The following is a 21,854-nucleotide window of genomic DNA, read 5'->3' as shown; positions in this document are numbered from 1 at the left end:
CAAGGCCCACCCTCGCTGCGGAGTTTGTGTTGCCCGGCCACCCTTTCACAGAAGAACCACAGAAAAGGCCCGATAGTAATGCGAAACGCACAGAAGCCCTCCGGAATGCCCGCCCACCGCTACACGCCGTTCCAGGACCAGATCAAAGTTGAGCTGCCGGACCGCACCTGGCCGGACAAAGTGATCACCAAGGCCCCGCGCTGGTGCGCTGTGGACCTTCGTGACGGCAACCAGGCGCTGATTGATCCCATGAGCCCGGCGCGCAAGATGAAAATGTTCGATCTGCTGGTCCGCATGGGCTACAAGGAGATCGAGGTGGGTTTCCCCTCTGCATCCCAGACGGACTTCGACTTTGTCCGCCAGCTCATCGAGGGCAACCACATTCCGGACGACGTCACCATCCAGGTCCTGACCCAGGCACGCGAGCACCTGATTGAGCGCACGTACGAGTCCCTGGTAGGCGCCAAGCAGGCCATCGTGCACCTCTACAACTCCACTTCAGTGCTGCAGCGCCGCGTGGTCTTCAACCAGGATGAGGACGGAATCCTGGACATCGCGCTCCAGGGCGCACGGCTGTGCAAGAAGTACGAAGAAACCCTCGTGGACACCCATGTGACCTATGAGTACTCTCCGGAGTCCTTCACAGGCACTGAACTCGAATACGCAGCACGGGTCTGCAACGCCGTCGCGGACGTCTTCGAGGCTTCCGCGGACCGCCAGGTCATCATCAACCTCCCCGCCACGGTGGAAATGGCCACTCCCAACGTTTACGCAGACTCAATTGAGTGGATGAGCCGCCACCTGCACCCCCGTGAAGGCATCATCCTGTCCCTGCACCCCCACAATGACCGCGGAACGGGTGTTGCCGCTGCCGAGTTGGGCTACATGGCCGGAGCAGACCGGATCGAGGGCTGCCTTTTCGGCAACGGTGAGCGGACCGGCAACGTTGACCTGGTCACCCTGGGCCTGAACCTCTTTGTGCAGGGCATCGACCCCATGATCGACTTTTCCAACATCGACGACATCCGCCGGACCGTCGAGTACTGCAACCAGCTGCCCGTGGCCGAACGTTCACCCTATGGCGGCGACCTTGTGTTCACGGCGTTCTCTGGCTCGCACCAGGACGCCATCAAGAAAGGCTTCGAGGCCCTCGAGCGGGACGCGGCGGCCGCAGGCAAGAATGTTTCCGACTTCACCTGGCAGGTACCGTACCTGCCGGTTGATCCCAAGGACCTCGGCCGCAGCTACGAAGCGGTTATCCGGGTCAACTCGCAGTCCGGCAAGGGCGGAGTTGCCTACCTGCTCAAGAACGAACACAGCCTGGACCTCCCGCGCCGGGCGCAGATTGAATTCTCCGGCGTCATCCAGAAGCGTACTGACACGGTAGGCGGCGAAGTCAGCGGAGCCCAGCTGTGGCAGGTCTTCCAGGACGAGTACCTGCCCTCCGGCAAGACGGACGGACAATGGGGCCGTTACTCCCTCGGCTCCGTCAGCACCGAGACGGATAACGACGGCGGCATGACCCTTCACGCATCCCTCACCGTGGACGGTGTCCAGGTCCGCCGGACCGGCACTGGCAACGGCCCCATCGCCGCACTGCTGAGCATCCTCCGCGAGGACGGCGTGGATGTTCGCGTGCTGGATTACAGCGAGCACGCCCTTTCCGAAGGCGGCAACGCGATGGCGGCCGCGTACGTGGAGTGCGCGGTGGGAGAGCGCGTGTTGTGGGGCGTCGGCATCGACGCCAACACCAGCATGTCTTCCCTGAAGGCAGTTATTTCTGCCGTGAACCGCGCCATTCGGGACGCCCAGGCCTGACCTGCCGGCGCACGTGTGCCGTCGGGACTTCCCGGCGCCACACGTGCGCTCCGCCCGGGAACGCCGGAAGGGCAGTATCCCCAAAGATGGGAAGATAAAGGCGTGGCCCAACACTCTTTCGCTTCCCGCGCGTACCGGGACGACGCCGTCGTGCTCCGTACCCACAAGCTGGGTGAGGCGGACCGCATCATCACGCTGCTGACCAAGCATCACGGCCAGGTCCGGGCGGTTGCGAAAGGAGTCCGGCGCACCAGCAGCCGCTTCGGCGCCCGCCTTGAGCCCTTTATGGTGGCGGACCTGCAGCTTGTGTCCGGAAAGACCCTGGACATAGTGACCCAGGCGGTGGCCAAGGGTGCCTACGGTGGAAGCATTGCCGCGGACTACGGCCGCTACACGGTCGCTGCCGCAATGACGGAGACCGCGGAAAAACTGACAGACGTGGACTGTGAGTCCGGCACCGCGCAGTACAACCTGCTGGTCGGCGCCCTGGCGTCACTGAGCCGGAACGAACATGCAGCCGGGCTGATCCTGGATTCATACCTCTTGCGGGCACTCGCTACCGGCGGTTGGGCGCCGAGCTTCACCGACTGCGCCCGCTGCGGCCTGCCGGGTCCGCACAGCGCCTTTTCCGCTCCCGTGGGCGGCATGGTCTGCGGCGGATGCAGGCCGCCGGGGTCACCGGCACCGGCGCCGGAAACAGTAGTCCTGCTCGCAGCGCTGCTGACGGGAGACTGGGGTACCGCCGACGGCTCCATGCCCGTGCACCGCAGGGAAGCGGCCGGTTTGGTGGCCGCCTACCTGCAATGGCATCTTGAACGAGTATTGAAGTCCCTCAAACATGTGGAGCGCAGCTGACAGTGGCCCTGGGAAAAAAGAACAACGCACCCCCAAAGCGGAGCCACCCGGTGGTTGCCCCCTACCCGCACCCCTCCGGGGCGCTGGCACCTTCGATTCCGGCCGAGTTCATACCCCGGCATGTTGCCATCGTGATGGACGGCAACGGCCGGTGGGCCAACCAGCGCGGGCTGCCGCGGATCGAAGGCCACAAGGCCGGCGAGCCCGCCCTGCTGGACGTCATGGCAGGGGCTATCGAGCTGGGCATTGAGTACGTCAGTGTCTATGCCTTTTCCACCGAGAACTGGCGGCGCTCCCCGGAGGAAGTGCGGTTCCTCATGGGTTTTAACAAGGATGTGCTGCGGAGGCAGCGGAACCAGCTTGATGAATGGGGCGTGCGCGTCAGGTGGGCCGGCCGCCGGCCCCGGCTCTGGGGCTCGGTCATCCGCGAACTCGAAGAGGCTGAAAATTTCACCGCCGGCAATAGCACCTGCACGTTGACCATGTGTGTTAATTACGGCGGCCGCGCCGAAATCACGGACGCCGTGTCGGCCATCGCCGCCGAGGTGGCCGCCGGAAAGCTCAAGCCGGGCGCCATCACCGAACGCACCATCCAGAAATACCTTGACGAGCCGGACCTCCCGGACGTGGACCTCTTCCTGCGCAGCTCCGGGGAGCAGCGGCTGTCCAACTTCCTGCTCTGGCAGTCCGCCTACGCCGAGTTCGTGTTTATGGACACCCTGTGGCCCGACGTCGACCGCCGGACGCTGTGGGCCGCGGTGGAAGAGTACGCCCGGCGCGACCGCCGGTATGGCGGGGCAGTGGATGCGGCGAAACCTGCTGACGGGGAAGGCCCGGCCGCGTAGCCGGCCACCAGGATAGCCCGGCAGGCACGTCACGCCGTCACGGCTGCTGCGGCATGTCTCCCGTTGCCGGGTTTTCGTCCGCCGGGTACCCGTCCGCCTGGTCCCCGTACGCACGCAGCCAGCGCGCCAGCCGCGCATAGGCGTCAGCGCGCACGGCGGTGGGGGAGAGGAACACATCGTGCAGTGCACCCTCGATACGTTCGATCGTCACTGTGCGCCCGAGGGTGAGGGCACGGGCAGCAATGACGTTGACGTCAAGGACGGCGTCCGTGCGCCGCATCTCTTCGGACCAGAAGAGGCCGTTCGCGCTTCCCCGGGACAGGAGCACCAGGATGGGAACTTCGATATTGAGGCCGCGGGCCACCCTGGTGTGCCCGGACAGCACGGCGCTGAGCCACCCCGCGCGCACCGGGAACGCCATCGGGGGGCGATACCGTTCATCCAGCACCCATTCCCCGTCCGCCGAACTGCTGATAGTGCGCCAGTAAAAACCCCGCTCGGGAAGCCTCAAAACAGCCTCCGGCCGGAACCGGGCCACCGGTCCCACCATTCCTGAGGCAGCGCGCCGAACCAGGGCGCTTCCGTGCATCTCCAGCCACGGACTGTTCAGGATAAGTTGGGACACCGCTCCGGGATGCCCGCTGGCCCACAGCGCCGCCACCAGCCCTCCCGTTGAATGCCCCACCAGGGTCAGCGGCCGGGTAACACCTTCCTGGCGGATGAGGTGGCAGGCCATGTCGATTTCGGCATCATAGTCGGCGAGGTTCGAAACGTAGCCGCCCGGAAATTGGGGGCGCAGGCTCCGGCCGTGGTTATGCATGTCCAGGGCAAAGAAGTCGTAGCCGGCCGAGGACCAGAAGCGCGCAAAGTCCACGTTGAAGAAATAGTCACTCCAGCCGTGCAGGAAGAGGACTGCCCTGCGGTGCCCGGGCGGGGGGAGGACTTCGACCGCGGCAGGGCGGAACCGGACCAAGGTGGCGGTACGCTCCACACCGTCAGCTCCTGCGGCGGTGAAGGCCTGGGACTCGAATCCTTCACCCAGGATGTCCCGCTGCCATTCCATGGCTTTATGCTATTCCGTTGCTGGAGCAGTCCGCGCAGTTTTGGTCTTCACCCATTTTGGTCTGGGCCAGCCGAGGCGGAAGACTGGAGGCATGCGCGTTTATCCCACATTCTTCCGCCTGGCCTTTTCATGGATGGACGCCGAGCGCGCCCACAACATTGGCTTCAAGGCCATCAGGCTGGCGCATCGCTCCGGTGCAGGCCGCGCCCTGGAGAATTTGACGGCGCCCGCACCGTCGCTTCAGACGACGGCCTTCGGCCTGACTTTTCCCTCGCCGTTCGGCCTTGCTGCAGGTTTCGATAAGGAAGGCCACGGCATAGAAGCACTGAGCCAACTCGGGTTTGGGCATATAGAGGTGGGCACCATTACCGGGCAGGCCCAGCCGGGCAATGAAAAGCCGCGGCTCTTCCGCCTGGTACAGGACCGGGCCGTTATTAACAGGATGGGATTTAATAACGACGGCGCCACCGCCGTTGCCCCGCGCCTCAAGGCAGCCCGTGCGGGGCTTCAGCGCAGGCACCCGTCGGTGCGCCCCATCATCGGCGTTAACATCGGCAAGACGAAGTCGGTTGAACTTGAAGATGCCGTTGAGGACTACCTGGTAAGCGCACGCAGCCTTGCGCCCGCCGCGGACTACCTCGTGGTCAACGTCAGCTCCCCCAACACCCCCGGCCTTCGTCTCCTGCAGGACGTGGAAAGCCTCCGGCCGCTGCTGACCGCCGTCGGCCGGGAAGCCGACCGGGCAGCAGGCCGCCACGTTCCGCTGCTGGTGAAGATCGCCCCGGACCTGAGCGACGAGGACATCGACGACGTCGCTCGGCTTGCCCTCGACCTCAAACTGGACGGCATTATCGCCACGAACACCACCATCGCCCGGACGGGCCTGGCTTCCCCGGCCGAACAGGTGGAAAAATGCGGCGCGGGCGGGCTTTCGGGCGCTCCACTCAAACACCGCTCCCTTGAAGTGCTTCGAAGGCTCAAGCAGGTCACCGGCGACGCCCTGACCCTGGTGGCCGTGGGCGGCGTGGAAACGGCACAGGACGTCCAGGACCGGCTGGATGCCGGAGCAACGCTGGTCCAGGGCTACACGGCCTTCCTCTACGAAGGACCGTTCTGGGCGGCCCGCATCAACCGGCAGCTGGCAAAGAACCGGCGCCTGTAGGGCGCAGATCCGCTTCTGTGGCTGTGGCGGCACCACAGACCGGCATTCCCAACCCTGCCCAGTTGCAAGGAAACCCCGGCGGAAAGTCTGCCGGGGTTTCTTTGTCTGTTGTAGGGGGACGCAGGAGGAAGGTCAGGCCGGGTACTGTCCGCGCTTAACCTGGGGCTTGGGCAGCCGCAGCTTCCGGAACTGCAGGGAGCGCATGGAGCCGTACCAGACGGTGCCGCGTTCCACCTCGCCGAACTTTTCGGTCAACCGCTTGCGGAGCTTGCGGGACAGGATAAAGACGTCAACGAAGACGGCCAGGAACATCACCCAGAAACCGCCCAGAACATAAATCATCAGGTCACTGGACGCTGGCACCACCAGGGACACCAGGACAAATACCAGGGCGCCGAACATCAGGTATTCCCCGAGGCTGAACCGGGCATCCACATAGTCACGGGTAAAGCGCTTCTGGGGGCCCTTGTCGCGCAGCGGCAGGAACTTTTCGTCCCCCGTGTCCAGCGCCTGGCGCATTCTAAGCCGCTGGTCCTGGATCACCTGGCGCTCGGCGGCCTTTGACGCTTTGCGGTCCTCCGGAACCAACGGGCGCTTGCGCGCAGCCTCCTGGGCCTTCCGCCTTGGGGTGGGGGCTCCCTTACCGGCTATGCCGTTCTGCCGGGCGGCAACTTCCGCTGCCTGCTGGTCTGATATTTCCTGCGCCGTAGGCGCTTCCTTTTTACGTCCGAACACCAGACCAGAATACCTTGCGGGGCGGCTCGGCCCTCTTGACCCCGGCGAGGGCTCCCGTAAGCAGAATGTGACGAGAGTAATGTTTTTTCCATGACTTCACCTGCAACGGCCACCCCCGACAACATTGATGGCCCCACACCTTTGGGCCTGAACCCCAACCCCGGCACGGCAGACCTTCGGGCGGCCATCGACCGCTCGTTTACCGCCACCCTTGCCCGCCTCAAGGAACTGGTTGCGATACCCGGCATCGCCTGGCCAAGCTTTGACCGGTCGCCGCTCGAACGCAGCGCCGAAGCCGTAGCAGAACTCCTGCGCGCGACCGGACTTGAGGAAGTGCAGATCCTGGCCTGCGACAAGCCGGACGGCACGCCCGGCGGCCCCGCCGTCGTCGCCCGTCGGCCGGCCGCGGAAGGCAAGCCGACCATCCTGCTGTACGCACACCACGACGTCCAGCCCGCGGGAGACGAGGGGCTGTGGGAGACGGCACCTTTCACCGCCGTTGAAAAGGACGGCCGTCTCTACGGTCGCGGGGCGGCCGATGACAAGGCCGGCATCATGGCCCACATCGCTGCTTACGCCGCCGCCTCCGAGGTACTGGGCGACGGCCTGGGCCTTGGTGTGACCTTCTTCTTCGAAGGCGAGGAAGAAGCGGGTTCTCCCACGTTCAGGCCATTCCTGGAGGCACACCGGGAACTGCTTCGTGCTGACGTCATCGTCGTTGCCGACTCCAGCAACTGGAAGGTGGGCGTTCCGGCGCTGACAACAAGCCTCCGCGGACTGGTGGACGGGACCATCGAAGTCCAGGTCCTGGAGCACGCGGTCCATTCAGGGATGTTCGGCGGGCCTGTCCTGGACGCCCCCACCCTCCTGTCCCGCCTGATCGCCACCCTCCATGACGACGACGGGAATGTTGCCATCCAGGGGCTGGTCGCCTTCGACAATGCGGCGGTGGAGTTTCCGGAGGCCGACTACCGCGCGGACGCGTCAGTGCTCGACGGCGTCCGCCTCGCCGGTTCGGGCAGCATCGCCTCCCGGCTTTGGACCAAGCCGGCGCTGTCCATTATTGGTTTCGACGCACCTGCCGTGGACGTAGCCTCAAACACGCTGCTGCCGAGGGCGCGGGCCAAGTTCAGCCTCCGGCTGGCGCCGGGGCAGCTTCCCGAGGAAGCGATGGAGGCCGTACGGCGGCATGTCGAGGCGCACGCTCCCTTCGGCGCAAGGGTGACCTTCACACCGGGGGAGAGCGGCAACCCGTTCCAGACGGATACTTCTTCGGCCGCTGCCGGGCTCGCGATGTGGGCCTTGGGGGAGGCCTGGGGCGTCCAGGCGGTGGAGACGGGTATTGGTGGTTCCATCCCTTTTATCGCCGACCTCACGGAGCTGTACCCGGACGTACAGATCCTCGTTACGGGTGTCGAGGACCCGGACTCCAGGGCGCACAGCGCGAACGAGTCGCTGCACCTTGGTGACTTCCGAAAAGCCATCCTCGCCGAAGCGCTGTTGCTGTCCCGTTTGAACGCCGGACTGTAGGAGCCCCAGGCCCTTCCCGCGGTCCGCCTCCCGGACACCCGGTGCGGCTCCCCGGGAACAAGGAAGGGCTTCCCGTGGTTACGTCAGGAGTTAGAGCTACGGGTGCGCCCCGCGTAGCATGTAGCTATAGCCCATACCGTATCCGTAGGGGCAGGCACCGCTCCCGCGGAGCCGCCAGACCATCCTAAGAAGGTAGGCCAATGAGCACCGCAACCAATGAGAACAGCACCCAGACCACCAGCGCGCCCAGTGAGGAACTGCCCGTTCATGAGGTCAACCTCACCGACGTCGCAGCAGGCAAGGTCCGCAGCCTTCTCGAGCAGGAAGGCCGCACCGATCTTCGGCTCCGGGTTGCCGTGCAGCCTGGCGGCTGCTCAGGGCTGATCTACCAGCTCTACTTCGATGAGCGGCTCCTGGACGGAGATGCTGTCCGTGACTACGACGGCGTCGAAGTTGTTGTAGACAAGATGAGCGTTCCGTACCTCAGTGGTGCCAGCATCGACTTCGAGGACACCATCTCGAAGCAGGGTTTCACCATTGACAACCCGAACGCCGGCGGCTCCTGCGCCTGTGGAGACTCCTTCCACTAAGCCGGTTATTTCGCCCGATGCCGGCGCCGTGCCTCCAGCCGTTCACCACGGTTGGAGGCACGGCGCCGACATGTGGGCGAAACGCCCGGGGGAGCGGTAAGCTCTACACCGAGTAGTAAAACTTTCAGTGTGCCCGCGGCGCCGATGGCTGCCCGGACAACAGCAACAAGTAGGAAGGGCCGTCTGTGAGTTCGCAGAACCGAACCGGCAGCCGACGCAAAACGATCACCACGATCTCAGGCTTGGCAATTGCCGGCGCGTTGGTTTTGACCGGATGTTCGCCAGAGGTAGAGAAAGGGTGGCTGCCCACAGAACGTGGCACCACCAGCAACAGCGACCGCATCATGGACCTCTGGGTCAACTCATGGATCGCCGCCTTGGCCGTGGGCATCATTACCTGGGGCCTGATCGTCTGGTGCCTCGTGGCCTACAGGCGCCGCAAGGGCACCGTGGGCTTCCCGCGCCAGACGAGTTTCAACCTTCCCCTGGAAGTGTTCTACCTGACCATTCCGCTCTTTATGGTCCTGGTGTTCTTCTACTTCACCGACCGTGATCAGCAGGCCATTGATGACCGGTCACAGCCTGCCGACGTCGTTGTCGATGTCCGTGGCAAGCAGTGGGCCTGGGACTTCAACTACAGGGCCGGCGACGTCATCGAAGAAGACGTCTACGAGGCAGGCGTCCAGGCGCACCTGACCGGCAACGCGATCGACAAGGAACAGCTGCCTACGCTGTACTTGCCCGTCAACAAGTCCGTTGACCTGGAACTCAACTCACGCGACGTGATCCACTCCTTCTGGGTTCCCGCCTTCCTCCAGAAGCGCGACATGATCCCGGGCAAGACCAACTACATCCGGTTTACCCCCACTAAAGAGGGCACCTACGACGGCAAGTGCGCCGAGCTCTGCGGCGAATACCACTCGGAAATGCTGTTCCGCGTCAAGGTGGTTTCAGAAGCTGAATTCCAGGCACACCTGGATGAGCTTAAGGCTGCCGGCAACACGGGCCTCCTCGGTGTGGAGTACGACCGCAACCCGAACCTGAACGAAATTAAGTAAGGGGAGCGACGTGGCTACGTACACTCAATCCGCACCCACCGGAGTCCTCACAGCTCCAGTGGTTCCCAAATCCAAGGGACGCATCGTCGTCAACTGGATCACTTCCACCGACCACAAAACCATCGGGTACATGTACCTGATTGCTTCGTTTGTGTTCTTCTGCCTTGGCGGCGTGATGGCCCTGCTGATCCGCGCCGAACTGTTTGAACCCGGGATGCAGATCCTGCAGACCAAGGAGCAGTACAACCAGCTCTTCACGATGCACGGCACCGTGATGCTGCTGATGTTTGCCACCCCGCTGTTTGCGGGTTTCGCCAACGTGATCATGCCGCTCCAGATCGGCGCGCCTGACGTTGCCTTCCCCCGGCTGAACGCGCTGGCTTTCTGGTTTTTTCTCTTCGGCTCCACCATCGCCGTGTCCGGCTTCATCACCCCCCAGGGTGCTGCCTCCTTCGGCTGGTTCGCCTACGCGCCGCTGTCCAACACCACGTTCAGCCCCGGCATCGGCGGGGACCTGTGGGTCTTCGGCCTGGCACTGTCCGGCTTCGGAACCATCCTGGGTGCGGTCAACTTCATCACCACCATCATTTGCATGCGCGCCCCGGGCATGACCATGTGGCGGATGCCGATATTCACCTGGAACACCTTGGTCACCGCCATCCTGGTGCTCATGGCCTTCCCGCCGCTGGCAGCAGCACTGTTCGCCCTCGGCGCGGACCGCCGCTTCGGTGCCCACATCTTCGACCCGGAAAACGGCGGTGCCGTCCTGTGGCAGCACCTGTTCTGGTTCTTCGGCCACCCCGAGGTGTACATCATCGCGCTGCCGTTCTTCGGCATTGTGTCCGAGATCTTCCCGGTGTTCAGCCGCAAACCGATCTTCGGTTACAAGGGCCTGGTCTACGCTACGATCGCCATCGCAGCCCTGTCCGTGACGGTGTGGGCGCACCACATGTACGTCACCGGCGCGGTGCTGCTGCCGTTCTTCGCGTTCATGACCATGCTCATCGCGGTTCCCACCGGTGTGAAGTTCTTCAACTGGATCGGCACCATGTGGCGCGGTTCGCTGACGTTCGAAACCCCCATGCTGTGGAGCCTCGGGTTCCTGATCACGTTCCTCTTCGGCGGCCTCACCGGCATCATCCTGGCCTCCCCGCCGCTGGACTTCCACGTCTCCGACTCCTACTTCGTGGTGGCGCACTTCCACTACGTGGTGTTCGGCACCGTGGTGTTCGCGATGTTCGCCGGCTTCTACTTCTGGTGGCCCAAGTTCACCGGCAAGATGCTGAACGAGCGCCTGGGCAAGATCCACTTCTGGCTCCTCTTCCTGGGCTTCCACGGCACCTTCCTCATCCAGCACTGGCTCGGTGTTGAGGGTATGCCCCGCCGGTACGCCGACTACCTGGTGGAGGACAACTTCACCTGGATGAACCAGTTCTCCACCGTTGCCTCCTTTGTCCTCGGAGCGTCCCTGATTCCGTTCTTCTGGAACGTTTACATCACCTGGCGCAGCGCCGAAAAGGTGCAGGTCGACGACCCCTGGGGCTTCGGTGCCTCGCTGGAGTGGGCCACGTCCTGCCCGCCGCCGCGGCACAACTTCACGTCGCTTCCCCGGATCCGGTCCGAGCGCCCTGCCCTGGACCTGCACCACCCCGAGCTTCGACAGGTCCACACCGTCGAGTCACCGGCTCCCGCAGCCTCCATGCTCGGTAACGCCGACCAGAAGGACACTGCACAGTGAAAATTGAATCTTGGATCTTTGGTTCCGGAGTCTTCTTCTTTGTACCGGTCTCGGTAATCTACGGCTTCCTTACCGACTGGGGTGAATGGGTCGGTATTCTGGGAATCCTCCTGGTGGGCGGCCTTGCCGGCATGATCGGCGGCTACCTCGGCTTCACCGGGAAGCGCGTCGGTATGCGTCCCGAGGACCGCAGCGACGCCGAAATCCACGAGGGAGCCGGCGAACAGGGGCACTTCAGCCCCTGGAGCTGGTGGCCGCTGGTGCTCGGCCTGGCCTGCGCCACAGGCTTCCTGGGCTTGGCGGTAGGCTTCTGGATCGTCTACATCGCTGCCGGCCTGGCAGTTGTGGCACTCATCGGCTGGGTTTACGAATACAGCCGCGGCGACCACGCCCACTAGGCACAAGAACAACGACGACGGGCCCCACCTTTTGGTGGGGCCCGTCGTCGTTGTTCTTGTCGTTGCGCTGGTCCTCCGGCACCTAACAGCGGCCGCTAGTCACCGGCAAGTGCGCCTATTCTGCTCCCTGGGACTCCAGCAGCTCGCCAAGCGTCCGGAGGGCCTCCTTGGCCCTTTCCTCGCTCAGGGCGCCACTGAGCAGTGAATCATCAATTCCCAGCTCCACTTCACAGCCATGGAGAAAGTCGGCAGTCATCACGTGAAGGAGAGATCGGGCATCCACGCCCCCGGTTCCCGGCTTCGTGATGGTCACAGGAAGCCCGGTAGCGGCCACCGCCCTGACAAATACAGCTGCCGGGCGCGCGTGCAGCCCGATCGTGGCTGTTACCACAGCCTTGTGTGTTGGCAACGGGACTCCTTCTTTATGACGGCCCCATCCGTCGGGTTTCGAAATTTTCCTGTCCAATATAGCGGGCCTGGAGCACCATCCCCGAATAGGCGCGGCCCGGGGCATCAGCTGGTCTAGACCTGCCCTAAAATTGCAGAGTGAACTCGAACCCAGGGGAGACCCACCGTGGCAGCTAGCGCCGGGGCGATTGCCGGTGAAATCGACAGAAGCAGCGGCACTGCCATCTACGTCCAGCTGCGCGAGATCCTGCGCACCTACATTGCCGAGTCGTGCCGGCCGGGTTCTGCGCTGCCCTCGGAGCGTGACCTCGCGGAGCGCTTTGGGCTTGCCAGGATGACTGTGCGGCAGGCTATTGACGCGCTGGTCGGTGAAGAGGTCATTGAACGAGTAGTGGGTCTCGGCACTTTCGTTCGCAGGCCGAAGCTGGACCTGCAGGTGAAGCTGACTTCCTACAGCGAGGAGATGCAGCGCCGCGGCATGGTTCCCGCAGCCAAAGTACTCAGCTTTGAACAGATTGGTGCCAGTGCATTTCTGGCCCGCGAGCTCCAGCTGGACGAGGGTACTCCTCTGGTCCGCTTCCGGCGCCTGCTCCTGGCAGATGGTGAACCGATGAGCGTGGACGAAAACTTCATCCCTGCCCACCGTGTTCCTGGTCTGCTGGACGGAGAGCCGCCCACCTCGCTGTACAACGTGCTAAGCGAACAGTACGGCCTGGTGATGGAATGGGGCGAGGACATGATTGAGGCCACCGCAGCGTCTCCGTCCACGGCACGGCTGCTCAACGTCGAAGTAGCCTCACCGCTGCTCAAGATCCAGCGGCATGCTTTTGTTGCACGCACCATGGTGGACTATTCCGTTTCGTATTACCGCGCGGACCGGTACAAGTTGTGGGTCCCGCTGCAGCGGCCGGGCGCGCGCCGGTCCCGTAACCACTGACCAACCAAGCCCTGCAGCGCCCCTGTTCCTTTGTTTCTGCCAGCCGGTCAGGCCCGGCGGGCGAGCAGGAACACAAAAGGCCCGGTCCTGTTGGACCGGGCCTTTCATGTTGATACGGGCAGAGTGCCTAGTGGCTCAGGCTCTTCGCTGCCTCGGGAGCTTCCACTGCCGCGTGGCCGTGGCCGTGGGCGGCTTCCAGCTCTGCGGGGGTGGCCGGGGCAACGCGGTCCTCGAAGAACCACTTGGAGAGCAGCGCCCGGCGCTTCTCCTTGCGGGTTACCACACCGTGTTCGTTCGGCACTGCCGGAAGAACGTTCGGTGACTCGAAGCCCACCAGCTTGTAGCGCTTGTACTCATCCAGCGGTGCATGGACTTCGATGAACTCGCCGTGCGGGAGGCGGACAATACGCCCGGTCTCGCGGCCGTGGAGGGCGATCTCGCGGTCCTTGCGCTGGAGTGCGAGGGCTACGCGCTTGGTGACGAAGAAGGCAATAAACGGGCCGATGATGAACAGCGTCCGCAGCCAGTAGGTGACATCGTTGAGCGAAACACCGAAGTGGGTGGCGATGAGGTCGGACCCTGCTGCTGCCCACATGACGCAGTACCAGACGAACCCTGCCATGCCGATCGCGGTGCGGGTCGGGGCGTTGCGGGGGCGGTCAAGTACGTGGTGCTCACGGTCGTCCTTGGTGATCCAACGCTCAATCCACGGGTACATGAACATAATCGTGAACAGGATGCCGGCCGGCACAAGGGCGGGCAGCAGCACGTTGAAGCTGAAGACGTGGCCGAACCACACCTGCTCAACCTGCCAGTTACCCAGGGTGCCCGGCATCAGGCGCAGGGCGCCGTCAACAAAGCCGATGTACCAGTCGGGCTGGGTTCCGGCGGACACGGGGGAGGGGTCGTACGGACCGTAGTTCCAGATCGGGTTGATCGTGAAGAAACCGGCCATCAGGGCGAGGACACCAAAGACGATGAAGAAGAATCCACCGGCCTTCGCGGCGTAGACCGGGCCAAGCGGGTAACCGACAACGTTGTTGTCGTTGCGTCCGGGGCCGGGGTACTGGGTGTGCTTGTGGACGACCACCATGAAGAGGTGGAGGACGATCATCAGCAGGATCAGCGCCGGCACCAGCAGGATGTGCAGCATGTACAGGCGGCCGATGATGGCAGTACCCGGGAACTCCCCGCCAAAGAGGAAGAAGGAGATGTACGTTCCGACAATCGGGATGGACTTGATCACGCCGTCGATGATGCGCAGGCCGTTGCCGGACAGCAGGTCATCGGGGAGGGAGTAGCCGGTGAAGCCTGCAGCCATGGCCAGGATCAGCAGGACGCTGCCCACTACCCAGTTCATTTCGCGCGGCCTGCGGAAGGCTCCGGTGAAGAAAACCCTGAGCATGTGCACGGCGATGGACGCAACGAACAGCAGCGCTGCCCAGTGGTGGACCTGGCGCATGAAGAGGCCGCCGCGGACATCAAAGGAGATGTCCAGCGACGAGTTGTAGGCCACCGACATTTCGACGCCCTTGAGGGGGACGTAGGAACCGTCGTAGTGGGTTTCCGCCATGGACGGATCGAAGAAGAACGTCAGGAAGGTGCCGGAAAGCAGCAGGATGACGAACGAGTAGAGTGCCACTTCGCCGAACATAAAGGACCAGTGGTCGGGGAAGACTTTGCGGCCGAATTCGCGAAGGATTCCGGAACCGCCAACACGCGTATCGACGAAGTCGGTGAACCGGCCTGTCTTGGTTTTGGCGACGAAAGCGGGCTCAGCTGTTGATGCTGCGCTCATGCATATCACGCTCCCAGTAACTTGGTCCTACAGGTTCTTTGAAGTCGCTGGTGGCGACCAGGTAGCCCTCGTCATCAACTGCGATAGGCAGCTGGGGGAGAGGACGGCTGGCGGGGCCGAAGATCACTTTGCACTCTTGCGTGAGGTCAAAAGTGGACTGGTGGCACGGGCACAGCAGGTGGTGCGTCTGCTGCTCGTAGAGAGCAACCGGGCAACCGACGTGGGTGCAGATCTTGGAATACGCAACGATGCCGTTGTAGCCCCAGTCTTCGCGGCCCTCTGAGGGGTTGAGCGACTCGGGATCCAGGCGCATGAGCAGCACAACGGCTTTCGCCTTCTCGTTGAGCTTGCCCTCGTGAAGTTCGTTCAAGCCCTCGGGGATGACGTGGAAGGCTGAGCCGATTGTCACGTCGGAGGCCTTGATGGGCGTTCCGTCGGGGTCACGGGCAAGACGCTTGAGCTTGCCTTCCTGAGGGGCCCACATGGTGTGGGCGAGCTTGTTGTCCGGGCGGGGTCCGAGGTCGCCGAAAATGGCAACCGCCGGCAGCGGCGCGAGGGCAACGGCTCCCAGAAGGGTGTTCCGGATCAGCGGACGGCGCTTGATGCCCGTCTCTTCCACGATGTCATCCACGATACGGACGGCCGCCTGGCGGTCCTCTTCGTAGCGGATCGCGTGGCGCGATTCGGAGACCTCGTGATCCGGCATCAGGGCTTTGGCCCAGTGCACGATGCCGGTACCGATGCCAAGCATCGCGAAAGCGGTGCCCAGGCCCAGCAGCATGTTCTGGAGCCGGATGTTGGCAATGGTTGATTCTGAGCCACCCAGATCAATGGCGAAGTACGCCACCAGGAAGATCAGGGTTCCAACAACAGAGATGCCAAATAGTAAGGCGACCTGCCGTTCTGCCCGCTTTGCGGCCTTCGGGTCCGTGTCAGCCAGGCGCAAACGGTGCGGAGGAAGTCCAGGGTCCTGGAACTTCTCCACCTCATTCTGACCAGCCGTAGCTACGGTGCCCGAGTGGTTCGGACTGCCGTCACTATGGTTGCCCATAATTCGCCTCATCCTTCTCTCGTCCCGGCGGGTGCCGGGTTAGTTTTCCAATATCAAACTGCTGACGGATCAGCAGAAGTAGTTCAGTGGTCCGCAGAGGTCCTAGGACGTCCGGGAAGTCAGCCAGATGGTGAAGGCGATGATGACACCGAGGCCTGCAACCCAAACGAAGAGTCCTTCGGCCACGGGGCCAAGTGAACCCAGCTCAGCGCCGCCGGGGGAGCCGGTGGTTTCGATCTGCTTGAGGAAGGTGATGATGTCGCGCTTGCCTTCGGGCGTGATGTTGGAGTCGCTGAAGACCGGCATGTTCTGCGGGCCGGTGACCATTGCCTCGTAGATGTGCTTGCCTGAGGTGTCTTCCAGGGCGGGTGCGAACTTGCCGCGGGTCAGGGCGCCGCCTGCGGCGGCAGCGTTGTGGCACATGGCGCAGTTCGTGCGGAACAGTTCCCCGCCTGCGGCTGCATCGCCCTTTTCGTCAAGCAGGCCTTCTTCAGGAATTGCCGGGCCGGCACCAAGGGAAGCAACATAGGCTGCCAGCTGGTGGATCTGCTCGTCGTTGAACTGAACGGGCTTCTCCAGCGCCTGGGGGCCGTTCATCTGCATGGGCATGCGGCCCGTTCCGACCTGGAAATCAACGGATGCGGCGCCCACGCCAACGAGGGACGGGCCATCCGGTGAACCGCTGGCACCCATGCCGTGGCAGGTGGCGCAGTTGGCGGCGAACAGCTTGCCGCCTTCTTCTGCGTCATTTGCACTGAAAGTGGTGCTGGAGGCTTTGGCCTCATTGACGGTGGTGGCCACGGCGTACAGCCCACCAGTGATGAGGAGCCCCATCAGAAGCAGCGCGATTGCTGCCAGTGGGTGACGCCGCTTTTGCGAGAGTGCCTTCACGTGGTGGTTCCTTTATTCGATCCTGCGCCGGCTCCTGGAGCCGATACCTGAAATTCTGCCTCTTGTAGAAAAAGAATCAAAGTTGGCTACTTGAGTACGTAGATGACCAGGAAGAGGCCGATCCACACGACATCCACAAAGTGCCAGTAGTACGAGGTGACAATCGCGGACGTTGCTTCGAAGTGCCCGAACTTCTTTGCGGCGAAGGAGCGGCCCATGATCAGCAGGAAGGCCACCAGGCCACCGATCACGTGGAGGCCGTGGAACCCTGTGGTCATGTAGAACGCTGAACCGTAGGCGTTGGAGGAGAGCGAGACGTGCTCGGAAACCAGCATCGCGTACTCCGTGGCCTGGCCTGCGACGAAGAAGGCCCCCATAAGGAAGGTCAGGGTGAACCATTCGTTCATGCCCCAGCGGGCGAACTGGAAGACCCCGCCGGTACGGCGCGGCTGCAGCCGCTCAGCGGCGAAGACGCCCATCTGGCACGTGAAGGAACTGGCCACGAGGACGATCGTGTTGGCGAGCGCAAAGGGGAAGTTGAGCTTGGCCGTCTCAGCCGCCCACATTTCCCCGCTGGTGGAGCGCAGGGTGAAGTACATGGCGAAGAGACCGGCGAAGAACATCAACTCGCTGGAGAGCCACACGACGGTTCCAACGGAAACCATATTGGGGCGGTTCAGCGTGGGGTGCGCGGGGGAACTGGGGGCATGGGTCGCAGATGTCACATAGACATTATGTCTGCAAAACTCCGTGCTGCCCAACGCAAACCGCCTTTTCGGGGGACTTTTTCTACAAAGACGCGAAATCGCACCAAAAAGTTCCGCCGCCCGTTCACATTGGTCAGCCCCGGCCATCCCTCGATAGCATCAGCAGGTGACTTCACAGGCATCCGCAGCATCGGCAGGCAACACCTGGCCCCGGCTGATCTCGGCACTGATCAAAGGCAATGACCTCACGGCGGACAGCACCGCCTGGGCCATGGATACCATCATGTCCGGGGAGGCGACGCCCGCACAGATCGCAGGATTCCTGGTTGCCCTCAGTGCCAAGGGAGAAACCGTTGAGGAACTCGCTGGCCTGGTGGAGGCCATGCTTGCCCACGCCAACCCCGTCTCCATTTCCGGCGAGAAGCTGGACATTGTCGGAACCGGCGGTGACCAGTTGAACACTGTCAACATCTCCACCATGGCGGCGCTGGTGGCTGCCGGAGCAGGAGCAAAGGTGGTCAAGCACGGCAACCGTGCGGCGTCGTCGTCGTCCGGTTCTGCTGATGTGCTGGAAGCCTTGGGCGTCCGCCTCGACCTGTCCATCGAACAGGTGGCGCGCAATGCGGAGGAGGCGGGAATTACATTCTGCTTTGCGCAGGTCTTCCACCCGTCCTTCCGGCACACCGCGGTCCCGCGGAAGGAGCTGGCCATCCCGACGGCCTTCAATTTCCTCGGCCCGCTGACCAACCCTGCCAAAGTCCAGGCGTCCGCGGTAGGGGTTGCCAACGCGAGGATGGCGCCGCTGGTAGCGGGCGTCCTGGCCCAGCGGGGAAGCCGGGGCCTGGTATTCCGCGGCAATGACGGGCTCGATGAGCTGACCACCACGGGTCCTTCAACCGTGTGGGAAATACGCGACGGCGCTGTGTCTGAGCTGACGTTCTCGCCCGCGGACCTAGGCATCAAACCGGCAACCGTCGAGCAGTTGCGCGGCGGCGACGCCCAGGTCAACGCCGTCGTCGTACGGGAAGTCCTCGCAGGCAAGGAAGGGGCGGCCCGCGACGCCGTTCTCCTCAATGCTGCAGCGGGCCTCGTGGCTTTCGACACCAGTGCGGACGGTCCGTTCCTTGAGCGTATGCAACGGGCCTTCAGCCGGGCATCGGAATCGGTCGGGACGGGTGCCGCCGCGGCCGTCCTGGAAAAATGGGTTTCCCTGACCCGCAGGTGAATCCGGCTACTGCTCGAAGCCCAGGGCGAAAGCTGCGTCGAGGTCGTGCTGCGAGTAGGCACGGAACGCTATGTGCGTTGTCGTGTGCACCACCGCGGGCACCTTGGACAGTCGGTCTGCAATAACGTCCGCCAGGTCCTCGTGCCGGGGCACCCTTGCCACCGCAATCAAATCCCACTCTCCGGTGACGGAATATACCTCGCTGATGCCATCTATCGCTGAGATCTCCTCGGCTGTTTCAGGTATGCGGGCAGCGTCAGTCTTGATCAGAACGAATGCGGTGATCACGAGATGAATCCTTCCGGATCTGTTGCGCCGTAGCAGAGCCCGGCAAGCTTTTGGGTGCTGCCAGCCTATTACATCCGGCCGCGCTGCCGGCCGGACCCGCAACCACTTCAGGCGAAGTTCTTCAGGCTCTCCTCAGCCGCTTTGCGCCGGCCCACGCCAGTCGCCATCCCACCAGCAGGAGCCCCAGGCTCAGCAACGCCACGATGATGAAGGGCAGCACTACCGTCTGGCCGGTCAGCAGGCGGAGCACCATGCCGCCCACCAGGGCACCCAACCAGACCGCCACCCCGGTCCGGCGTACGGACAGCGGATTCCGCCACGCCCTCACGGCCAGCCATCCGAGGGCCGCCCCTGCCAAAAACGGCCAGGCAGTCAGCAGGACACCGGACAAGACCTCGCCGCGCTGGTGCGCGTCACGGCCAACGGCTGCAAACACCATTATCAGCACAGCATCGGCGGTGGCAGCGGCGGCTGCCTGCCGCCCTGTAGAGGAGCGGATGGGCCGCTGGATCTGAGGTGTCATACCTTCGAGCCTAGCAACGGCGGTTGTGCCCGTGCGCCCCTTGTCCTTACCTCCGTGATTGAGCAGGATAGACAAACCGGGAAGGGGAGGCGAAACCATGCGATTGTTGCAGGTGGCCCAGTACGCGGAAGACCTCGGGAGGGCATCTGCGTTCTATGCCGAACTGCTTGGGGTACAGCCCAGCGCAGTGTTTGACCCGCCCGGCCTGGTCTTCTTCGACCTCGAGGGCGTGCGGCTGCTGCTGGAACCAGGCGCCCCAAGGGCTCTTCTCTACCTCCAGGTTCCGGATGTCCGGGCTTCTGTGGAGCAGTTGGCAGCCAGGGGAGTGGACGTGGTGGACGCGCCCCGCGTGATTTACAGCCACACGGACGGAGTGCTTGGTCCTGCTGGTACGGACGAGTGGATGGCATTCATCCGGGACAGCGAGGGCAACACGCTGGGACTCGTCAGCCAGGTGGCCGCAGGATAACGGGCACCCGGAGAATCCGGAGGCTGATTTCGTTGCATTCGTTACTGACATGGGTGGCAGCTTTACCGGCTGACCAGCTCGCTGCCGTAACCGGTGTCGCATTTGCCATCGTGAAGGACGCCCTTCCCGGGGGCCACGGCATAGTTTTCGCCAGGGTTGAGGACGGCCGGCTGCACGCCAGTTGCTTCGGTTATGCAGCGGTGGACGAAGGGAGCGCTTTCGCCCTCGCCGCCCACCCACATGTCGATCCAGAGGGACGCGCCGTCATAGTCCTCCGACCCTGAGTGGCACGGACCATCCTGGGGAGTTGGGCCGTCCCCGCAGGTGTCTTCCACAATGAAATACCGCCGTACATCGGGCAGGTAGATCCGGGTGCCGGCGGGGATGTCGAGGACGCTCTCGCCCGTCTCGCGGGAGTGACCGACGGCGATGGTCACCGGGTCTTCGTAGGTTCCGGTTCCACCGGCCGTTTTGTGCAGTACCGGATGGCTGATGATGGGTGAGCCTTCCGGAGTGTTGTCGTACCAGGAATAGCCGGTGACGAACACCTTGGGCACAACCTCCTCACCTGGCTCAAGGGGAGGAGGGCCCCCGCAGGCTGCCGCTGTGAGGACTGAAGAAAGCACGCCGCCTGCCAGCACCGCCTTCCAGCGCATAGTTATTGGGCTCCCGCGGGCCCGGCGTCAGTGAAGGCGTGCCCCAGCACCTTCCCGAACATGCCTGGCTCCTGGTCAAGGCCGCTGCAGTTATTGGATACTGCGCCGGATGTCTGCCCCTGCTTGCCCGGGTCGCAGCCGGTGTCGCGGTTCAGCGACCACATGGACATGCGTCCGACACCCCGCTCCAACGCGAAAGCGTTCAGCCCTTCGGCGTCCTCCTGGGAAAACACCTGGCCTTCCACGTCATTGCGGCCAATCATCGGCGTGAGCCCGATCCTGTTCCAAAGGGCTGCATCGTCCAGCGGTGTGCCCGCCTGCTCATAGAGTGTTTTCAGGGTCCTGTGGGTTCCCTCGGCTGCGCTGACTGAGGCAGCGAGCATGGTTTGCCCCTGCTTGAGCGGCCCGAAGTTCATGGTCATGATGTTTACGCCGGCAAGTTCAACTCCTTCCTCGAGCATCGTTTCCACGGAGACTTTCGCCGCGGCAGTAAGACCGTCCGCGGAGACGGGAAGGGTCAGCCACACCTTCAAGGGGTTGTCAGCCGGGCGCTCCGATTGAAGGCGGGCCATGGCAGCTGCACGCCGCTGGGCTGCGGCAGGATCGCCGGCGCCGTTTCCCTCGACGTCGAGGTCCACTGTGTCCAGCCCGTATCTGGCGATGACCGCTGAGTAGGCATCAACCAGGGCGCCGCTGTCAGCACAGGCAACCGCCAGCTCCGTGCCGAGTTGCCCGCCGAAGGAGACAGCGACGTCGTTGCCGGCCTTCCTGAAGGCCTCCACCTGCGAGTCGAGGTCCAGTTTGCCCTTTGCCTGTTCAAGGTCATAGGAGCCTCCCCAGGAGGGTTCGCAGGGCCGGTCCGGATGGGAGGTGATAAAGGACAACACGGCAGTAACGGGTCCTTGTGGGGGCGAGTCCTGCAGGCGCAGGGGAGGAACCAGTGTTACGTCGAGGTATCCGCCGAACCACCTGGGATTCAGCTCTGCGCGGTTGACTTCCACCCCCGGACTATTGCCGCCCTGCTGCCCCGGGCCGCAGGCGGCAAGGGGCAGCAGGGCGGCAAGCACGGCCAGGCTTCTGCCCAACCAGGTCAGTGAAGGCATGTTCCG

General features: G+C 63.5%; 23 protein-coding genes. 12 read left to right on the top strand and 11 right to left on the bottom strand.

What is annotated here, in order from left to right:
- Window positions 1-78 precede the first annotated feature (78 nt).
- The 3 genes from leuA (at window position 79) to AC5RTE_RS02055 (ending at window position 3,518) form a co-directional block, all read left to right on the top strand.
- A complete protein-coding gene (gene leuA, locus AC5RTE_RS02065; protein ID WP_494039742.1) occupies window positions 79-1,818 on the top strand; it encodes a 2-isopropylmalate synthase in 1,740 nt (579 codons plus the stop codon).
- A 102-nt stretch (window positions 1,819-1,920) separates the two neighbouring features.
- A complete protein-coding gene (recO, locus tag AC5RTE_RS02060) occupies window positions 1,921-2,673 on the top strand; it encodes a DNA repair protein RecO (RefSeq protein WP_494039741.1) in 753 nt (250 codons plus the stop codon).
- Between the two features lie 2 nt (window positions 2,674-2,675).
- Complete coding sequence (locus tag AC5RTE_RS02055; protein ID WP_494039740.1) at window positions 2,676-3,518, top strand: isoprenyl transferase; 843 nt, start codon at window positions 2,676-2,678, stop codon at window positions 3,516-3,518.
- Between the two features lie 37 nt (window positions 3,519-3,555).
- Here the strand turns inward: AC5RTE_RS02055 and AC5RTE_RS02050 are convergent, their stop codons facing one another.
- Window positions 3,556-4,581: an alpha/beta hydrolase gene (locus AC5RTE_RS02050; protein ID WP_494039739.1), complete on the bottom strand. Its 1,026-nt coding sequence runs from the start codon at window positions 4,579-4,581 to the stop codon at window positions 3,556-3,558.
- 91 nt (window positions 4,582-4,672) lie between these two features.
- Between AC5RTE_RS02050 and AC5RTE_RS02045 the strand changes: the two genes are divergently transcribed.
- Entirely contained in the window at window positions 4,673-5,743 is a 1,071-nt protein-coding gene (locus AC5RTE_RS02045; protein ID WP_494039738.1) for a quinone-dependent dihydroorotate dehydrogenase, read from the top strand.
- Between the two features lie 132 nt (window positions 5,744-5,875).
- On the opposite strand, the gene AC5RTE_RS02040 is transcribed toward AC5RTE_RS02045, so the two are convergent.
- The gene (locus AC5RTE_RS02040) at window positions 5,876-6,478 is read right to left on the bottom strand and encodes a DUF3043 domain-containing protein (RefSeq protein ID WP_494039737.1); all 603 of its coding nucleotides are present in this window, start codon (window positions 6,476-6,478) and stop codon (window positions 5,876-5,878) included.
- Between the two features lie 90 nt (window positions 6,479-6,568).
- Between AC5RTE_RS02040 and AC5RTE_RS02035 the strand changes: the two genes are divergently transcribed.
- The 5 genes from AC5RTE_RS02035 (at window position 6,569) to AC5RTE_RS02015 (ending at window position 11,792) form a co-directional block, all read left to right on the top strand.
- A complete protein-coding gene (locus AC5RTE_RS02035; protein WP_494039736.1) occupies window positions 6,569-8,008 on the top strand; it encodes a dipeptidase in 1,440 nt (479 codons plus the stop codon).
- 200 nt (window positions 8,009-8,208) lie between these two features.
- Window positions 8,209-8,598, top strand: coding sequence for a HesB/IscA family protein (locus AC5RTE_RS02030; protein WP_387554394.1), 390 nt, complete (start codon window positions 8,209-8,211; stop codon window positions 8,596-8,598).
- 185 nt (window positions 8,599-8,783) lie between these two features.
- On the top strand, window positions 8,784-9,656 hold the full coding sequence (gene ctaC / locus AC5RTE_RS02025) for an aa3-type cytochrome oxidase subunit II (RefSeq protein WP_494039735.1): 873 nt from the start codon (window positions 8,784-8,786) through the stop codon (window positions 9,654-9,656).
- Window positions 9,657-9,666: 10 nt separating this feature from the next.
- Window positions 9,667-11,394 carry an aa3-type cytochrome oxidase subunit I gene (gene ctaD, locus AC5RTE_RS02020; RefSeq protein WP_494039734.1) on the top strand — a complete coding sequence of 576 codons (1,728 nt, stop codon included), beginning with the start codon at window positions 9,667-9,669 and terminating at the stop codon, window positions 11,392-11,394.
- Window positions 11,391-11,792 carry a cytochrome c oxidase subunit 4 gene (locus AC5RTE_RS02015; RefSeq protein WP_494039733.1) on the top strand — a complete coding sequence of 134 codons (402 nt, stop codon included), beginning with the start codon at window positions 11,391-11,393 and terminating at the stop codon, window positions 11,790-11,792. The genes ctaD and AC5RTE_RS02015 overlap by 4 nt, the downstream gene beginning before the upstream one ends.
- 115 nt (window positions 11,793-11,907) lie before the next feature.
- Here the strand turns inward: AC5RTE_RS02015 and AC5RTE_RS02010 are convergent, their stop codons facing one another.
- A complete protein-coding gene (locus AC5RTE_RS02010; protein WP_494039732.1) occupies window positions 11,908-12,201 on the bottom strand; it encodes an HPr family phosphocarrier protein in 294 nt (97 codons plus the stop codon).
- Window positions 12,202-12,366: 165 nt separating this feature from the next.
- Here AC5RTE_RS02010 and AC5RTE_RS02005 point away from each other — a divergent pair, with 165 nt between their 5' ends.
- Window positions 12,367-13,137, top strand: coding sequence for a GntR family transcriptional regulator (locus tag AC5RTE_RS02005; RefSeq protein WP_494039731.1), 771 nt, complete (start codon window positions 12,367-12,369; stop codon window positions 13,135-13,137).
- Between the two features lie 127 nt (window positions 13,138-13,264).
- On the opposite strand, the gene qcrB is transcribed toward AC5RTE_RS02005, so the two are convergent.
- The 4 genes from qcrB to ctaE form a co-directional block, all read right to left on the bottom strand.
- On the bottom strand, window positions 13,265-14,935 hold the full coding sequence (gene qcrB, locus AC5RTE_RS02000; RefSeq protein ID WP_494039730.1) for a cytochrome bc1 complex cytochrome b subunit: 1,671 nt from the start codon (window positions 14,933-14,935) through the stop codon (window positions 13,265-13,267).
- Window positions 14,913-15,986: a cytochrome bc1 complex Rieske iron-sulfur subunit gene (qcrA, locus tag AC5RTE_RS01995; protein WP_494039729.1), complete on the bottom strand. Its 1,074-nt coding sequence runs from the start codon at window positions 15,984-15,986 to the stop codon at window positions 14,913-14,915. Before qcrA ends, qcrB begins: the two co-directional genes overlap by 23 nt.
- A 102-nt stretch (window positions 15,987-16,088) precedes the next feature.
- On the bottom strand, window positions 16,089-16,877 hold the full coding sequence (qcrC, locus tag AC5RTE_RS01990; RefSeq protein ID WP_494039728.1) for a cytochrome bc1 complex diheme cytochrome c subunit: 789 nt from the start codon (window positions 16,875-16,877) through the stop codon (window positions 16,089-16,091).
- A gap of 86 nt (window positions 16,878-16,963) precedes the next feature.
- A complete protein-coding gene (gene ctaE / locus AC5RTE_RS01985) occupies window positions 16,964-17,602 on the bottom strand; it encodes an aa3-type cytochrome oxidase subunit III (protein WP_494039727.1) in 639 nt (212 codons plus the stop codon).
- Window positions 17,603-17,750: 148 nt separating this feature from the next.
- On the opposite strand from ctaE, the gene trpD reads away from it, so the two are divergent.
- Window positions 17,751-18,809 carry an anthranilate phosphoribosyltransferase gene (gene trpD / locus AC5RTE_RS01980; protein ID WP_494039726.1) on the top strand — a complete coding sequence of 353 codons (1,059 nt, stop codon included), beginning with the start codon at window positions 17,751-17,753 and terminating at the stop codon, window positions 18,807-18,809.
- A gap of 6 nt (window positions 18,810-18,815) precedes the next feature.
- Here trpD and AC5RTE_RS01975 read toward each other — a convergent pair whose 3' ends face one another.
- Window positions 18,816-19,097 carry an Lrp/AsnC family transcriptional regulator gene (locus AC5RTE_RS01975; RefSeq protein WP_494039725.1) on the bottom strand — a complete coding sequence of 94 codons (282 nt, stop codon included), beginning with the start codon at window positions 19,095-19,097 and terminating at the stop codon, window positions 18,816-18,818.
- A 121-nt stretch (window positions 19,098-19,218) separates the two neighbouring features.
- The gene (locus AC5RTE_RS01970; protein WP_494039724.1) at window positions 19,219-19,620 is read right to left on the bottom strand and encodes a DUF3054 domain-containing protein; all 402 of its coding nucleotides are present in this window, start codon (window positions 19,618-19,620) and stop codon (window positions 19,219-19,221) included.
- A gap of 97 nt (window positions 19,621-19,717) precedes the next feature.
- On the opposite strand from AC5RTE_RS01970, the gene AC5RTE_RS01965 reads away from it, so the two are divergent.
- Entirely contained in the window at window positions 19,718-20,089 is a 372-nt protein-coding gene (locus AC5RTE_RS01965) for a VOC family protein (protein WP_494039723.1), read from the top strand.
- Window positions 20,090-20,151: 62 nt separating this feature from the next.
- On the opposite strand, the gene AC5RTE_RS01960 is transcribed toward AC5RTE_RS01965, so the two are convergent.
- Both AC5RTE_RS01960 and AC5RTE_RS01955 read right to left on the bottom strand, forming a co-directional pair.
- The gene (locus tag AC5RTE_RS01960; RefSeq protein ID WP_494039722.1) at window positions 20,152-20,646 is read right to left on the bottom strand and encodes a hypothetical protein; all 495 of its coding nucleotides are present in this window, start codon (window positions 20,644-20,646) and stop codon (window positions 20,152-20,154) included.
- Window positions 20,647-20,747: 101 nt separating this feature from the next.
- Complete coding sequence (locus tag AC5RTE_RS01955) at window positions 20,748-21,848, bottom strand: chitinase (RefSeq protein WP_494039721.1); 1,101 nt, start codon at window positions 21,846-21,848, stop codon at window positions 20,748-20,750.
- Window positions 21,849-21,854 lie beyond the last annotated feature (6 nt).

The organism is Arthrobacter sp. K41 (assembly GCF_059089645.1).
The sequence above is the reverse complement of the archived record's forward strand: the minus strand, read 5'-3'. Positions and strand labels throughout refer to the sequence as shown.

Bases quoted from the DNA above. Each gene is read 5' to 3' on its own strand.
- leuA (WP_494039742.1), top strand. From the start codon at position 79: ATGCGAAACGCACAGAAGCCCTCCGGAATGCCCGCCCACCGCTACACG.
- AC5RTE_RS02050 (WP_494039739.1), bottom strand. From the start codon at position 4,581: ATGGAATGGCAGCGGGACATCCTGGGTGAAGGATTCGAGTCCCAGGCC.
- AC5RTE_RS02045 (WP_494039738.1), top strand. From the start codon at position 4,673: ATGCGCGTTTATCCCACATTCTTCCGCCTGGCCTTTTCATGGATGGAC.
- AC5RTE_RS02035 (WP_494039736.1), top strand. From the start codon at position 6,569: ATGACTTCACCTGCAACGGCCACCCCCGACAACATTGATGGCCCCACA.
- AC5RTE_RS02030 (WP_387554394.1), top strand. From the start codon at position 8,209: ATGAGCACCGCAACCAATGAGAACAGCACCCAGACCACCAGCGCGCCC.
- qcrB (WP_494039730.1), bottom strand. From the start codon at position 14,935: ATGAGCGCAGCATCAACAGCTGAGCCCGCTTTCGTCGCCAAAACCAAG.
- qcrA (WP_494039729.1), bottom strand. From the start codon at position 15,986: ATGGGCAACCATAGTGACGGCAGTCCGAACCACTCGGGCACCGTAGCT.
- AC5RTE_RS01970 (WP_494039724.1), bottom strand. From the start codon at position 19,620: ATGACACCTCAGATCCAGCGGCCCATCCGCTCCTCTACAGGGCGGCAG.
- AC5RTE_RS01965 (WP_494039723.1), top strand. From the start codon at position 19,718: ATGCGATTGTTGCAGGTGGCCCAGTACGCGGAAGACCTCGGGAGGGCA.
- AC5RTE_RS01955 (WP_494039721.1), bottom strand. From the start codon at position 21,848: ATGCCTTCACTGACCTGGTTGGGCAGAAGCCTGGCCGTGCTTGCCGCC.